16 protein-coding genes are annotated in these 14,541 nt (G+C 55.1%); 8 read left to right on the top strand and 8 right to left on the bottom strand.

Annotation, left to right across the window (positions count from 1 at the left end; all coding sequences use genetic code 11):
* Positions 1 to 9: 9 nt before the first annotated feature.
* Positions 10 to 666: a riboflavin synthase gene (locus SYNCC9902_RS08880; RefSeq protein WP_011360522.1), complete on the top strand. Its 657-nt coding sequence runs from the start codon at positions 10 to 12 to the stop codon at positions 664 to 666.
* Here SYNCC9902_RS08880 and SYNCC9902_RS08875 read toward each other — a convergent pair.
* From SYNCC9902_RS08875 to coxB, 4 genes are read right to left on the bottom strand one after another with little or no spacing between them, the layout of a single operon-like run.
* Positions 606 to 1,022, bottom strand: coding sequence for an AbrB-like transcriptional regulator (locus SYNCC9902_RS08875; protein WP_011360521.1), 417 nt, complete (start codon positions 1,020 to 1,022; stop codon positions 606 to 608). The two genes, SYNCC9902_RS08880 and SYNCC9902_RS08875, sit on opposite strands and share 61 nt — an antisense overlap.
* 54 nt (positions 1,023 to 1,076) lie before the next feature.
* Positions 1,077 to 1,706 carry a cytochrome c oxidase subunit 3 gene (locus SYNCC9902_RS08870; protein ID WP_011360520.1) on the bottom strand — a complete coding sequence of 210 codons (630 nt, stop codon included), beginning with the start codon at positions 1,704 to 1,706 and terminating at the stop codon, positions 1,077 to 1,079.
* Positions 1,703 to 3,373, bottom strand: a complete 1,671-nt coding sequence (ctaD, locus tag SYNCC9902_RS08865) for a cytochrome c oxidase subunit I (protein ID WP_011360519.1) — start codon at positions 3,371 to 3,373, stop codon at positions 1,703 to 1,705. Before ctaD ends, SYNCC9902_RS08870 begins: the two co-directional genes overlap by 4 nt.
* Position 3,374: 1 nt before the next feature.
* Positions 3,375 to 4,202 (bottom strand): cytochrome c oxidase subunit II, encoded by an 828-nt coding sequence (gene coxB, locus SYNCC9902_RS08860; protein WP_011360518.1) that lies wholly within the window; start codon positions 4,200 to 4,202, stop codon positions 3,375 to 3,377.
* A 201-nt stretch (positions 4,203 to 4,403) separates the two neighbouring features.
* Between coxB and SYNCC9902_RS08855 the strand changes: the two genes are divergently transcribed.
* Genes SYNCC9902_RS08855 through SYNCC9902_RS08830 form a run of 6 tightly spaced genes read left to right on the top strand, consistent with a single transcriptional unit; the run spans position 4,404 to position 9,503 of the window.
* On the top strand, positions 4,404 to 5,330 hold the full coding sequence (locus SYNCC9902_RS08855) for a COX15/CtaA family protein (RefSeq protein WP_041425170.1): 927 nt from the start codon (positions 4,404 to 4,406) through the stop codon (positions 5,328 to 5,330).
* Positions 5,323 to 6,303: a heme o synthase gene (locus tag SYNCC9902_RS08850; RefSeq protein ID WP_011360516.1), complete on the top strand. Its 981-nt coding sequence runs from the start codon at positions 5,323 to 5,325 to the stop codon at positions 6,301 to 6,303. The genes SYNCC9902_RS08855 and SYNCC9902_RS08850 overlap by 8 nt, the downstream gene beginning before the upstream one ends.
* A gap of 51 nt (positions 6,304 to 6,354) precedes the next feature.
* A complete protein-coding gene (locus tag SYNCC9902_RS08845; RefSeq protein WP_011360515.1) occupies positions 6,355 to 7,368 on the top strand; it encodes an ABC transporter ATP-binding protein in 1,014 nt (337 codons plus the stop codon).
* Between the two features lie 31 nt (positions 7,369 to 7,399).
* Complete coding sequence (locus tag SYNCC9902_RS08840) at positions 7,400 to 8,233, top strand: ABC transporter permease (RefSeq protein ID WP_011360514.1); 834 nt, start codon at positions 7,400 to 7,402, stop codon at positions 8,231 to 8,233.
* A 4-nt stretch (positions 8,234 to 8,237) separates the two neighbouring features.
* Positions 8,238 to 8,807, top strand: a complete 570-nt coding sequence (locus SYNCC9902_RS08835) for a hypothetical protein (protein WP_011360513.1) — start codon at positions 8,238 to 8,240, stop codon at positions 8,805 to 8,807.
* Between the two features lie 6 nt (positions 8,808 to 8,813).
* Positions 8,814 to 9,503 carry an N-acetylmannosamine-6-phosphate 2-epimerase gene (locus SYNCC9902_RS08830; protein ID WP_011360512.1) on the top strand — a complete coding sequence of 230 codons (690 nt, stop codon included), beginning with the start codon at positions 8,814 to 8,816 and terminating at the stop codon, positions 9,501 to 9,503.
* A gap of 293 nt (positions 9,504 to 9,796) precedes the next feature.
* On the opposite strand, the gene groL is transcribed toward SYNCC9902_RS08830, so the two are convergent.
* Positions 9,797 to 11,485: a chaperonin GroEL gene (groL, locus tag SYNCC9902_RS08825; RefSeq protein ID WP_011360511.1), complete on the bottom strand. Its 1,689-nt coding sequence runs from the start codon at positions 11,483 to 11,485 to the stop codon at positions 9,797 to 9,799.
* A gap of 130 nt (positions 11,486 to 11,615) precedes the next feature.
* On the opposite strand from groL, the gene SYNCC9902_RS08820 reads away from it, so the two are divergent.
* Positions 11,616 to 11,798 carry a hypothetical protein gene (locus SYNCC9902_RS08820; protein ID WP_011360510.1) on the top strand — a complete coding sequence of 61 codons (183 nt, stop codon included), beginning with the start codon at positions 11,616 to 11,618 and terminating at the stop codon, positions 11,796 to 11,798.
* A gap of 4 nt (positions 11,799 to 11,802) precedes the next feature.
* On the opposite strand, the gene fabG is transcribed toward SYNCC9902_RS08820, so the two are convergent.
* The 3 genes from fabG to SYNCC9902_RS08805 are packed head-to-tail and all read right to left on the bottom strand — an operon-like array spanning position 11,803 to position 14,507.
* Complete coding sequence (gene fabG, locus SYNCC9902_RS08815; RefSeq protein ID WP_011360509.1) at positions 11,803 to 12,555, bottom strand: 3-oxoacyl-[acyl-carrier-protein] reductase; 753 nt, start codon at positions 12,553 to 12,555, stop codon at positions 11,803 to 11,805.
* 47 nt (positions 12,556 to 12,602) lie between these two features.
* A complete protein-coding gene (locus SYNCC9902_RS08810; protein ID WP_011360508.1) occupies positions 12,603 to 13,661 on the bottom strand; it encodes a potassium channel family protein in 1,059 nt (352 codons plus the stop codon).
* Between the two features lie 12 nt (positions 13,662 to 13,673).
* Positions 13,674 to 14,507, bottom strand: coding sequence for a glycosyltransferase family 9 protein (locus SYNCC9902_RS08805; RefSeq protein ID WP_011360507.1), 834 nt, complete (start codon positions 14,505 to 14,507; stop codon positions 13,674 to 13,676).
* Between the last annotated feature and the right edge of the window lie 34 nt (positions 14,508 to 14,541).

Raw genomic sequence — 14,541 nt, 5'->3', positions numbered from 1 at the left:
GCGCAGGCGATGTTTACTGGCCTTGTGCAGTCGGTTGGAACCATTCAGCGTCGTTCAGGGGCTGTGGTGGTGTCGGGTTGTTCGCCATTTGCGCCCCTTGTATTAGGCGACAGTGTTGCGGTGGATGGGGTGTGCCTCACGGTTGCTGAGTTAGTGGCCGACGGCTTTCGTGCTGATGTCAGTGAAGAGACACTGCGCCGAACCACCCTTGGCCGCAAGTCGGAACAAGGCGGATCCGTCAATTTGGAACCTGCGCTCCGTCTCAGTGATCGCCTTGGCGGTCATTTGGTGAGTGGTCACGTTGATGCTCCAGGTGAGGTGATTCGCTTGGAGGCTTTGCCTCAGTCTTGGCTCTTGGAAATGCGTTGGCTGGAGCCGCGATTCGGTCGTTATGTCTGTGAGAAAGCGAGTATCGCCGTGGATGGCATCAGTCTCACCGTCGCGGACTGTTGCCCAGAAGGGGTGACGTTTTCATTGGCGGTGATTCCGCACACTTGGCAAGAAACCACCCTGCGGGGATTGGCCGTAGGCGATCGTGTGAATCTTGAGGTGGATCAACTGGCGCGTTATGCCGAGCGATTGTTGATCGATTCTCCGAAGCAGACTTACGCCAAGCCTGTTTCGGACTTGTCGGTGGATTGGTTGGCCTCCAATGGCTGGTCTTGATCGATTTGCACCAAAACGATGACCCCAGACTCTTTTTGGAGCTCAATTCGAAACTCTTGACCCGGAATTAGGCCGAGTTGACGCGTGTAGGCGTGACCAATAAGCAAATTTCCATTGCCATGAACCCGGGTTCGAAACTCCGCTTGGCGCCCCCGTGTTCCTGACGAGGATGACGTGCTGCTCTTGGGCAATTGCCAGCCTTGCGCTTTCGCTTTGGCTTCGACGAGAGCCCGATAAAAACTTTTTTTGAGCAGTCGCCCACTGGGGCCGACGTATCCACAACCGCGGGCAATATCGTCTTCCGGCCGATTGCTGAGCGATCTGGCTTTGTCAAGCAGCTCTTTGCCGACCAGCATTTTGGAAATCAATTCATATCAATTTTGGCTTGAACGTTCAATGCCGGCAAGGGATCAGAGCAAATAAAGAATCACAAAAAGAACAACCCAAATGCCATCAACAAAATGCCAATACAGCTCAGCCGCTTCAAGAGGGAAATGATTTTCAGCGGTGACGCGTCCACCGGATTCGCGAGCTTGCCACCACACGATGAGGGTCATGACGGCCCCAAGGGTGACGTGTAGACCATGAAAGCCAGTCACCGCAAAGAAAGTGCTGGCGTAAAGGTTGTCGGTGAGTCCAAATGGCAGCGTGAAATATTCCACCATCTGGCTGATCAAAAAGGCGATCCCCAAGGATGCAGTGATCAGAAGCCATCTCCGACACCGCGCATGGTCGCTGTTGCGAATGGCTTGCCCCGCCTTATGAAAAGTGGCGCTGCTCACAAGCAGTAACACGGTGTTGAGGATGGGAAGTGGAAGCTCGAGCTCATAAATGGCTCCGCTCGGTAGGGGATTAACCGCTTTGAAGGTGAGATAGGCCGCAAAGAAACCGGCGAACGTCATCGCGTCAGCCACGAGGAATGTGGCTAACCCGAACATTCGGAAGTCCCCATGCTCTTCAACGGCATGGCCGTGGTTTTCAGTGCTCTCGATTTCGGAGCTGTCAGTGCTGTCGGGCTGAACGGGAAGGGTGCTAGTCATTTGCCACTGCTCCAAAGATCACGCCCGCTCGTAGCGGACAAGTCGATTTCATCGACGGGGACGCCATAGGCATAGGGCTCTTTCACCAGAGGTGCTTCTCCCACCCAGTTCTCCACTGGAGGGGGGGAACTGGTCAGCCATTCCGGCGTGAGTGCATTCCATGGATTATCTCCAGCGACCTTTCCATAAAAAGCACTGTGAATCACGTTCCACAGGAAGGGCAGGGTGCTGATGGCCATCAGCAACGCGCCCACGGAGCTGATCTGATTGATCAAAGTGAACTGAGGGTCGTATTCCGCAACCCGTCTTGGCATTCCATTGAGACCAAGCCAGTGCTGAGGTCCAAAACAAAAGTTGAAGCCAATGAACGTGAGAGCGCAGTGGAAGCGTCCCAAATCTTCATTCAGCATGCGCCCTGTGAACTTGGGATACCAGTGATAGATCGAGGCGAAAATGACAAAAACAGATCCTCCAAAAACGATGTAATGGAAGTGGGCTACGACGAAGTAAGTGTCATGCACATGAATATCGAAAGGCACCTGCGCTAAGGCAACTCCAGTGATACCTCCGAGCACGAAATTCACGATGAATCCGCAGGAGAAGAGAACCGCGCTGTTCAAGCTGATTTTGCCGCCCCACAAGGTGGCGAGCCAATTAAAAAATTTGATTCCTGTTGGAACAGCAATAAATGCCGTGGCAATTGTAAAAAATAAGCGCATCCAGGGTGGTGTTCCACTGGTGAACATGTGGTGTGCCCAAACAATCAAGCCGAGAACAACGATGGCCATGATTGAGTAGACCATCGTCACATAGCCAAATAGTGGCTTGCGAGCATGAATCGGAAGGATTTCACTAACCAGCCCAAAAGCTGGTAAAACCATGATGTAAACGGCTGGGTGTGAATAGAACCAGAACAAGTGTTGATAAACAACAACATTCCCGCCAAGTGATGGATTGAAAAATCCGGTATGCGCAACAATATCAAAACTTAAAAGAACTAATGTTCCGGCAAGAACAGGGGTTGATGCGACAACCAGGATGCTGGTCCCAAGCATCGCCCAGCAGTACATCGGCATCTGCATCAACTTGAGCCCTGGGCGACGCAATTTCAGAATTGTGGCGATGAAATTAATGCCACCGAAAATTGAACTGCCGCCTAACAAAAGAACACTGACGATCCATATGATTTGCCCAGTAGCAGGTGTTGTAATGCTGAGGGGTGGATAAGCAGTCCAGCCTGATTGGGCAGCTCCAGTGATGAAATAGCTGGCCACCAACATCAGGCCAGCAGGTGGAATCAGCCAAAAAGCAACGGCATTCAGCCGTGGGAAAGCCATGTCCCGAGCACCCACATAAAACGGGATCAAATAGTTTCCAAAGGCGCCGTTCACCACAGGAACGATCCAAAGAAAAATCATCACCGTGCCATGCAAGGTGAGCACTTGGTTGTAGACGTCCCGAGCCATGAAGTCGGCGACGGGGCTGGCCAGTTCTGTGCGGATGGCTCCAGCGAGAGCTCCACCGATCAGGTAAAAAACAAACCCGCAGACGAGATATTGCAGGCCAATCACTTTGTGATCAACGCTGAAACTGAAGTACCGCAACCAGCCCGTGGGCTGAAGTTTTGGGGCTGGGGCCGTGCTGTTGGGAGGAAGTGTGACAGTCATCTCAAGTGTTGGCGACTGTTGCGTCGGTCGTAGGTGTCGGTTTGGCGTTACTGCTGAACCAGGTTTGCCATTCATCGGCTTCATCCACCACAACGGTGGAGCGCATGCCCCCGTGGTAGGGCCCACAAAGTTCTGCGCAGACGATCGGATAACGCCCCGGTCGCGTTGCGGTGAAACTCAATTGAGTGGGTTGGCCAGGAATGATGTCTTGCTTTAAGCGGAATTCAGGAACCCAGAAAGCATGAATGACATCCTTCGATTCCATGCGGAGTGTGATTGGACGATCGGCGGGAACATGAAGTTCGCCTGCGGTGATATCTCCGTCTGGATAGTGGAATAAGAAGGCAAATTGCATGGCTGTCACTTCGATGGGTAAGACATCGGGGACCATCTCTGAACCGACAGAGCCTGAGCTGATTCCTCCCCAAATTCTTTCCTCGTGCATGCCTCCCATGTGGTCATGGGCCAAAGGAACCATTCCTCCCATGCGGTCATAGATGTCGTAGCTGTAGAGACCTACGAAGAGCACAACGATGGCAGGGACTGCCGTCCAAAAAATTTCAAGAGGAAGGTTGCCCTCAATGGCAACTCCATCACCGATTTGATCGCTTCGTCGTCGAAAACGAATCAAGCTAAAAATCAGAAGACCTGTGATGCCAACGAACAGAATGGTTCCAATTGTGAACAGAACCTTGAAAAGTTCGTCGTAAATCGGAGCGTTGATGCTGGCGTCGATCGGCAGAAGATTGATCGTTTGTCCGATCCACAGTCCCCCAAGGACTAAGGCCATCCCCAGCACAAGCGTGAGAATCGCGGACGGGATCTGCACGGATTAAATCCCTTACTTCCAACAGCGTATGGAGCAGCCAAGCCATCTCCATGAAGTGATTGTTAAGCCGTCGCTCTTGTCAGCAAAAGTGCACCATTGGCGGCTGAAAGATGTCGTACTCGTCCATAGAAGGTGACGCCTGGGATGTCATCGCTACGGTCCAATCAGGTCCCTTGCGAGCCCACCGGCGGGAGCTGGTCGATGACATCTCTTTCTCTACCAATTGTTCGGCGACGCTTGATTCAACTTTCGGCCCACCTGGTTGTGGCCGTTGTTGCACTCGTTGTGATCGGTGGGGCGACACGGGTCATGGAAGCCGGTTTGGCCTGTCCTGACTGGCCGCTCTGTTACGGAACGCTTTTGCCTGGCAAGCAAATGAATGCTCAGGTTTTTCTCGAGTGGTTCCACCGGCTGGACGCTTTCATCGTGGGCATGGCTCTGCTTGTTCAGGCCATCGTTTCCGTCCTATGGAGACGGCTCCTTCCTCGATGGATGCCCTGGTTGAGCCTGGCTCTCGTGGGCATGGTTGCGCTGCAGGGCGGTTTGGGTGCTCTCACCGTGCTCCAGCTGCTTCCATCCGGAATTGTCACGGCTCATTTGGTCTTGGCACTCACCCTGGTTGCTCTCCTAAGTGGCTTAACCCAGCGACTCCAGCAATCGTCTGGTGTATCGGCTCCGTTTTGGTGGCGTGGCCTGTCGCTGCTCGCTTTGGCTGCGGTGATTGGCCAAAGCTTGCTCGGTGCCCGGATGGCCACCACTTGGTCTGCTCAACGTTGCCTGAGTGGCGGAGGTGACTGCCAATGGGTCTCGTTGCACCGCACTACAGCCATGCCAGTTGCGGGAGTTGTGCTCCTGTTTGTGGTTGTGGCGCTTCTGGCTGGCGGCTGGGCTCGTCGGCAGTGGCCCCTGTTGGGCTTCGTTGCAGCTCTTGTTCTCGGACAAGTCGCCCTTGGGGTCACCACATTCCGACTGGGTTTATCCCAGCCCTACGTCACCATTTCCCACCAGCTTTTAGCGGCCTTGCTGGTGGCAGTTCTTGCGGCGCTTGCCGCTCGATGTCCCGATCAATCCCCCGCCCATTCTCCCGTCGTTGTTGACGGAACCACCCTGGAGACCTGTCATGGCTGAAGTCACCGCGACTGTTGCTCTCACTCGGGCGGATGTTGTTCCGTCTCGTAAGCGCGTCAAATTACCGGCTTGGCTTGAGGTCGCGAAACCGCGACTCATTCCACTGCTGTTGGCGACCACCCTTGGTGGGATGGCTCTCACTGAGGGGTGGCCTCTCTCATCTCCAAGATTGATCTGCACCCTTGGAGGAGGGGCCTTGGCTTCAGCTGCGGCGGGTGTGCTCAATTGCCTTTGGGAGCAGGACTTGGACGGTCGGATGAACCGCACAAGCGGCCGTGCTCTTCCATCCGGGCGGCTGTCGCCGACCACGGCATTTATTGGTGCAATTGCCTGCACATTGGTGGCGGCAATGCTGCTGGTGAGTGGTGTGAACTGTCTCGCCGCAGGTCTGTCTCTGTTGGGTTTGTGCAGTTACGTGCTGCTCTATACCGCTCTGCTTAAGCCACGCACCACCCAGAACATCGTGGTTGGTGGTGTTGCTGGCGCGATCCCTCCTTTGGTTGGAGCTGCGGCTGCGACGGGGCACATCGGCTTGGGGGGGTGGTGGTTGTTCGCGTTGGTGATGGTGTGGACTCCGGCTCACTTTTGGGCTTTGGCCTTGTTGCTTCGAGAGGATTACCGCGCCGTCGGTATTCCGATGTTGCCTGTAGTGAAAGGTCCGGTTGTCACCGCACGGGCTATCAGCCGCTATGGGTGGGCCACGGTGCTCCTAAGTGGATTCGGGATTTTGGCGCTGCCAACCGGTGGCTTGTTTTATGGCCTGATGTTGCTCCCCTACAACAATCGATTGCTGCAACTTGTGCATCGTCTTGCTGCTGATCCCGACAGCCTCACGAACGCTAAAAGCCTGTTCCGTTGGTCGATTCTCTACTTATTCGGCATCTGTCTTCTTCTGATCTTGAGTCGTTCAGCTTTGGCGGCTCACCTGGATCAGCAGATGATCGCGATGTTGATGCAGCTGAGTGTTGCCTGAATTCTTCCTAGATTTCTATTTGATGTAGGTCCATGACCCCGACGTTGCCCGATGGCGATGATTGAACTGAGGCAGCTGTCCAAGGCCTATGGAGCGGTCACCGCCCTCAGCAATCTTGATCTGAGCGTTCCTGAGGGTTGTCTCTACGGATTGCTGGGTCCCAATGGCGCTGGAAAGACCACGACATTGAGGATTCTGGCCACTCTCCTGGCGCCCGATCGTGGTTCTGTTCAGGTGGACGGTGTTGATGCGTTGAAGCATCCCAGGGAGGTTCGGCGCTTGCTGGGTTACGTCGCTCAGGAAGTGGCGATCGACAAGATCCTCAGCGGTCGTGAGCTTCTTCAGCTCCAAGGAGACCTTTATCACTTGAATCGGGCCGATCGTGATTATCGAATTGACGATTTGATTGATCGTCTCGGAATGGAGCCGTGGATCGATCGACGCTGCGGCACCTATTCCGGTGGGATGCGCCGCCGACTGGATTTGGCCGCTGGGCTATTGCATCGTCCTCGACTTCTGGTTTTGGATGAACCCACGGTGGGTTTGGACATTGAAAGTCGAAGTGCGATTTGGCAGTTGTTGAACCAACTGGTTGAAGCTGGCACAAGCGTGTTGCTCAGCAGTCATTACCTCGAGGAGATCGAGGCTCTGGCCGATCGGATGGCGATCATCGATGCAGGGGCGGTGATCGCAGAGGGAACCCCAACAGATCTCAAGGAACGCTTGGGTGGAGATCGTGTGACGTTGCGCGTTCGCGAGTTCAGTGATGCCAAAGAGGCTGCCCTGGTGCGATCTGTGTTGGAACCGGTTGAAGGGGTTCGACAGGTGGTGATTAATCGAGCGCAGGGTTTCTCGCTCAATTTGGTGATCGAAGGTGAGCCGGTGATTGAGCGTCTTCGTCATTCGCTGGAAGGGGCTGGCCTTCCCGTGTTTGCACTCGCACAAAGTCGGCCAAGCCTCGATGACGTTTACCTTCAAGCCACCGGTCGCACCCTGATGGATGCCGAGCTGGCCATTGCTGGTCAGCGGGACATCAAGCAGGAAAAGCGTCAATCCATGCGATAAGGCTGATTCGATGACATCCCCTCTCCCCCCGATGCCTCCGTCAGCCAATTCTCCTGGCGCACTGGCAGAGCTCACCCAAGAAACCCTTGCCCTAACGCGCCGGCTGTTTCTTCAACTTGTTCGTCGTCCATCCACCTTGGTGGCTGGTGTTTTGCAGCCATTGATCTGGTTGATTTTGTTTGGAGCTTTGTTTGCGAATGCTCCAGAGGGCCTACTCCCGGGTGGGATGAGCTACGGACGTTTTCTTGGTGCGGGAGTGATCGTCTTTACCGCTTTTAGTGGTGCACTCAATGCTGGGCTCCCTGTGATGTTTGATCGGGAGTTTGGTTTTTTGAATCGACTGCTCGTGGCGCCATTACGCAGTCGAAGTTCCATTGTTTTGTCGTCGGTGATTTACATCACGGCATTGAGTTTGGTGCAGAGTTTGGCGATCATGATTACCGCCTCACTGCTTGGGTATGGCTGGCCTGGTGCGGCTGGTTTGGTGCTGGTGATGGCCACACTGTTGCTCCTTGTATTTGCCGTAACAGCGTTGAGTCTTGGCCTGGCATTCGCTCTTCCAGGACACATTGAACTGATCGCGGTGATCTTTGTCGCGAATCTTCCTTTGTTGTTTGCAAGCACGGCTTTAGCTCCCTTGTCGTTTATGCCTGCCTGGTTGGGCTGGCTAGCAGCCCTAAATCCCCTTACCTTCGCAATAGAGCCCATACGTGCTGCTTACAGCGGCCCCCTCGATCTTTCGGCAGTTTTACTCGAGGCTCCCTACGGGAATCTCACAGGTAAAACATGCCTTTTGGTTTTGTTGGTTCTCACTATTGGGTTGTTTCTTTTGATCCGCCCGCTCCTTAACCGCAAGCTTTCCTGAATTCGTGCTTTCTTCCCCGTTTCAGCAGCCGTCACCCCGTCAGAACGTTCTGGCATCACAGATTCAGGATGCGCAGCATGTCGGTGATGAGCGACAGCTGGTTCTGTTGATGGGTCAGTGGGTGCATCGTTTTGGCATCGATTCGTTGCCAGTCACTTATGCAACGTCTTCTGAAGCCTCAGCTGAGTCGTTTGAACAGCTCCAGTCCGATGCGGTTTTAAACGTTGCCGAACCTTCTGAAGAACTGGTTGAAACAAAAGGACTCGAGGTCTCTCTCGACTTAGGGGGCCAAGAGCTGGAGCCTCCAACGGAGGAGAGCTGGGATACCCCTGCGGTTATGGCAATCAATCAAACCTCAGAAGACTTAGCTGAATCTGAGGCTGAAGTAACAACGGTCTCCGAAGACTCGATTGTCCAAGAGTTGTTATCGGAAGAGGGGTTCATTAAGACTCCCGTGGAGCCTGCAAAAGACCAGAACGTTTTGGTTGCCATGGTGCCTCCACCGATCAGCACACCTCGCTCCTTGCGTCGCTGGTTGCCCCGTGCCGATCAGAGCTTCCCGCAGGCGTCTTGATTCAGCATGATTCCGACTGCTGACGCTTTAAGCAACGGGCTCATCGTTTCTGTTCAGGCTCCTTTGGGCTCTCCCATGCGTGATCCAGATGTGATCGCATCGATGGCGGAAGCATCCCTCCGCAATGGCGCTGTTGGTGTTCGCTTGGAAAGTCCGGAACACATTGGTGCCGTACGCCGCCGCTGCCCAGAGGCTTTGATTATTGGCTTGTGGAAATGCACGTTTCCCGATAGCAGCGTTTACATCACGCCGGGCTGGCGTGAGATCCAGGAGGTGTGGTCGGCTGGTGCTGATGTGATCGCTTTGGACGCCACCGAGCGCGTTCGCCCGGGGGGGCAATTGCTGGCAGATCTGATTCAGAGAGCTCGCCAGGAGTTAAGGGCCCCATTGATGGCTGATGTGGATAGCGTTCAAAACGGATTGACAGCAGCCGCTTTGGGCTGTGATTGGATTGGAACCACGCTTTATGGGTATACCGAGACCACATCGAATCGCACGCCACCAGGTTTGGAACTGTTGCCGGATCTACGTCGTGGGCTCGATCCATTGGTGCGTTTAATTTGCGAAGGGGGGATTGCCTCTCCAGGAGCAGCCAGATCAGCTCTTGATGCTGGTGCAGACAATGTTGTTGTAGGTACCGCAATTACAGGGATTGACCTACAAGTTTCCGCCTACTGCCGAGGGCTAATCGCTTAGCCAACTCAAGTTAAATATCGAATACTGTTGTCGCTAGATATCTGCTTAAGACCCAAACCTTTAGCTATTTAATCTCTGCATGGGTTAGATCATTGTTGTCTTTTTTGAAAGAATGGTCTTCCACAACAAATGCTGAATCATTTTTGAGAGATGTGTTCTCAAGATGATTCAAAGTTTTTTACGGCTCAATTTTGTTCAAGATATCCAGGATGTCTGGCCAACGAAAGCATTTGCTGCTTTAGGCAATGCTTCCGTTGGGTCATCATTTGATGGCTTGCAATCTTAAATCGAGATCACATCATTCCAGGCATGCCCATGCCGCCCATGCCAGGCATACCCATACCGCCCATGCCACCCATGCCGCCCATTCCACCCATGGGATCTTCACCTCCAGCTCCAGCAGGAGGTTCTGGTTCTGGTTTGTCAGCAATCACTACCTCAGTTGTGACCAGCAGGGATGCAATCGACACCGCGTCCTGTACTGCAAGTCGAACAACTTTGGTGGCATCAACGATGCCTGTCGCCATCAAGTCTTCGTACACACCCGTTAGGGCATTGAATCCCTGACCGCTTTGGCGCATCGTTTCGATCACCACGTCACCGTTATGTCCTGCATTGGTTGCGATCTGGTGGACGGGTGCGGTGAGTGATCGCTGCACAATTTCTACGCCGGTGCGTTGATCGCCGTCCAGTTGTGCCGCTAGGGCGTTGAGGTCTTCAGCGAGCTGAAGCAACGTGCTTCCGCCTCCAGCCACGATTCCTTCTTCCACAGCGGCACGGGTGGCATTCAGGGCGTCTTCAATTCGCAGTTTGCGGTTTTTCAGTTCGGTTTCTGTTGCAGCACCCACCTTGATGACGGCAACACCACCGGCCAGTTTGGCAATCCGCTCATTCAGCTTTTCGCGGTCGTAATCCGACTCTGTCGCGTCGAGCTCTCGCTTGATTGCGGCAACACGATTGCTCACCGCTTCACTGTGATTGTCATTCGCAACGATGGTGGTGCTCTCTTTGCTGATCGTCACCCGACGGGCGTGACCGAGATCCTCGAGCGTCACCTTGTCGAGAGTCATCGCTTGGTCTTCGCTGATTAAGGTGCCCCCCGTGAGGATGGCGATATCAGCCAAGGCTGCTTTGCGACGGTCTCCGAAGGAAGGAGCACGCACTGCTGCCACTTGGAGGACGCCACGGCTCTTGTTCATCACCAAGGTGGCCAGGGCTTCCCCCTCCACCTCTTCCGAGAGGATTAAAAGCGGCGAGCCACTTTTTTGAACCGCTTCAAGAACGGGCACTAAATCGATGACGGTGCTGATCTTTCGATCGGTCAGCAGGATCAATGGATTTTCGAATTCACAAACCTGACGATCAGCATCCGTGACGAAATAGGGCGAGCTGTATCCGCGATCGAATGCCATGCCTTCAGTCACCTCCATTTCGGTGGCGAGCGATTTGGATTCTTCAACGGTGATGACGCCGTCCACGCTGACCCGATCCATCGCTTCAGCGATCATCCGACCCACTTCTTCATCGCCACTGGAACTCACCGTGGCCACCTGTTGGATGGAATCACCTTCGACGGCCTGACTTCGGCTCGCCAAACCGGCAACCACCTGTGCTGCCGCTTTCTCCATCCCACGACGAAGCTCTACAGGGCTAGCTCCTGCTGCTGTGTTGCGGAGTCCTTCGCGAACCATGGCCTGAGCTAAAACCGTGGCCGTGGTGGTGCCGTCTCCAGCTTTGTCTTTAGTTCTGGATGCCACCTGTTGAATCAGCTTGGCGCCGAGATTTTCAAAAGGATCTTCCAGCTCGATATCGCGGGCAATGGTATCGCCGTCATTAACGATGTCTGGGGCGCCAAATTTCTTCTCGAGAACGACATTCCGACCCTTGGGTCCGATGGTGACTCGGACAGCATTGGCAAGGGCGTTCACACCACGCTCAAGGGAACTGCGTGATTCGTCGGAGAAAGAAAGAAGTTTGGCCATGATGGCAACTCAGCCGTTCGTCACTGTCCCATAGAGCATCAGCCTTTTTAGACCTGCACCCTGGTGGGGATAGCCGAATCCCTTGCCGATTTGAACTGCCTTCTCGCGCCAGTTTCATTAGGGTTCTGGCATGGCCGATTCAGGAGCCCTGTTGTTTGTCCTTCTGGCGGGTTTGGCCGCCACGATGGCTCTTGTTTATGTGCCGTTGCGCATTTTCTTGACGGCGACAGCACGGTTGCGCCGTCTCCGCTTGCTTCAGCAGATCCGTCGACTCCGCGACGAGCTGGCTCAGCCCCTCTCCCTCGACTCTTGATGGCTCAAGCCATCACCATGCCGCCGTCCACTTGGAGCACTTGCCCGGTGATGTAAGCCGCGGCTGGATCTGCTGCGAGAAATCGCACCGCACCGGCCACCTGCTCCTGCGTCCCAAATGTGCCTAAGGGGATGTCTTTCAAGATGGCTGTGGCATCTAGATCTTTTGTCATATCAGTAGCAATGAACCCCGGAGCTACGGCATTCACGGTGATTCCGCGGCTCGCCAGCTCTTTGGCAGTGCTGCGGGTGAGACCGATCACGCCAGCCTTTGCTGCGGCGTAATTGGCCTGACCAGCATTTCCCATCAATCCCACCACGGAGGTGATGTTGATGATGCGGCCACTTTTTTGCTTCAGCATTGGCCGAGCGATGGCTCGGCAGCAAAGAAAGACTCCCGTGAGGTTGAGGTCGATCACCGATTGCCAGTCGTCTGTTTTCATTCGCATTAACAGGCCATCCCGCGTGATCCCTGCGTTGTTCACCAGCACATCGATGCGGCCACTGCGTTCCAAGACGGTTTTGATTAATCCATCCACGTCGCTCTCAAGCGACACGTTTGCCTGGAGGGCATAAGCCTTTCCGCCAAGAGCCTCGATGGCGGCCACCACTTCATCGGCTGCAGCGGCTGAACTGGAGTAGTTCACAACAACTTCCGCGCCAGCTTCGCCGAGTGCGAGGGCAATTGCTTTGCCGATGCCTCGACCCCCCCCCGTTACCAGAGCGGTCTGACCAGCAAGGGAGGTGGTGGGGGACATCGCAGAGCTGAAGATCGAAGGATCGTAGGGATCCGAGGCCGTTTCTCTCAACCCGGCATGGTTTCAATGCTGTCGACAGCCTCTCCAAGCAGTTGCTGAAATCGTGAGAGTTGGAGCTTGCTGCCCAGCACAATCAGCAGCTGACCAGGAGCCAATTCCATGTCTCCGCCTGGGTTTGCGATCAATTGACCCTGATCACGGATGGCGAGTACTAAAGCTCCGCTACGGCGTCCAAGTTCCAATTCAGCAAGGCTGCGGCCTTGGATTGCAGAGAGATATTGAGGGTTGTTGCTGAGCTGAAATTCTTCAATTTCAAAATTGGAGCCCGCTAAAAGCTCCATGAAATCAAGGGCAAGGGGGCGAAGTGCTGATGCAGCCATCACGCGCCCTCCTGCGACATAGGGACTCACAACGACGGAAGCTCCAGCAAGTCGGAGCTTCGCCGTGGCTTCATCACTGCTGGCCCGAGCAATGAGCCGGCAGTCCGGTCGAAGATCCCTGGCGCTGAGAATGACGTACAGGTTGGACGCGTCCCCTGGCAGGGCTGCTACGAGGCTTTGGCAGCGGTCTAAGCCGGCATCGAGCAGTGTTTCGTCGAGGGTTGCATCCGCTTGAAGCACCTTGAGTCCCTTTGATTCGGCGACGTCACGTCGAAAGGAATCCGTTTCAATCACCACCAGGGGAATGTTGTCTCGCAACAGTTGGGCTGCGATCTCTTGGCCGATGCGTCCGTAGCCGCAGAGGATGACGTGATCATGCATGCGCTCCAGCATGCGATGGAAACGAAATTCTTTCACCCGTCGGAAGTAGCCAGATTCCTTGAGGCCCAGGACGCGTTGAATGGCCAGCTGAACGACAACAAGTCCGCCTACCACGATCAGGACAGTGACCAAGCGTCCCTGCGGGGACAGCGTTTCGACTTCTCCGTATCCAATGGTGCTGACGGTGATCAACACCATCCAGAGGCAATCCCCCCAATCCCAGCCCTCCGTGAGGCGGTAGCCGCTTGCTCCAGCAAGAATCAGCGTGGCAAGAGCAGTGAACGGTCCTCTCCAGGGGGCGGTTAATAATTTCAGTTGTGCCCTGGCTCGGCTTCTGCGGCTCATGCCGGTGCTCGTTTAAAAGCCGAGGGCATCCAACACCTCCTGCTCAGTAAGTGAAGCCAGATCGGATCTCACCCCTAAACAGCGAATGTCGCCGCGCGGTGGGAAGTCGGTTGGGGTTGCTCCCAACGCCACGAGGGGGATTCCGCAGTAGACAGCTAAGCGCTGTGTCATGGCACAGCTGCTGAGAATCACATCAGCGCAGGCCACGGCAGCGGCCCGTCGACGCATCGGTAGGCCCGGATCCAAGGTGCTTGATCGCAGGGTCGCAAGACGGGTGGAGATGCTCTTCGGAAGTGCTAACCACCGTTCTGGGGGCCAGTCCTGATCCTCTGAGGATGGAGCAAGAATCAGCATCGGCCCATCCCCTGGGGGCTGGCTCGAGCGAGCTTCCTCGAGCTCTTGGCTTGGCAGGGCTAGGCGAAATGCATCGGCGTCGAGGCTGCAGCCGAGCGGAGAGAGGTAGGTCGAAAGCCGTTGGGCTGCAAAGCCATCCCCGGCTTGAACTTGCTCAGTGCATGCAAATCCTGATGTCCCGATTCGACTCGGGATGTGGCTCATCGACAGCATCAGGTTGACCTGCTGTCCCTCGGCGAAATTGACGCAGACTTGAAAATCTGGCTCTCGCACATTGCCGAGCAAATTGGCCCAGTCAGCGAGGCTGGGGCCGGCTTCGAAGCTGAAGGGGAATACCTTTTCGACGCAGGGCAGCAGCTGCCAGGCGGCGCTGACTCCCGGGTCACAGGCCACAAATAGGGACGCGCCGAGTTGCTGGCAGAGGCTCTCGAGGGCGGGTAGACGATCCAGTTGGTCTTGGGACGAGCCAGGGCTGAGAGCAAGAACTCGCATCGATGCGCCGCGATCCAGGGTGCGAGCTGATTGT

This window comes from Synechococcus sp. CC9902, assembly GCF_000012505.1.
Taxonomy (GTDB): Bacteria; Cyanobacteriota; Cyanobacteriia; order PCC-6307; family Cyanobiaceae; genus Parasynechococcus.
This window is presented reverse-complemented; position numbering and strand designations above follow the sequence as displayed.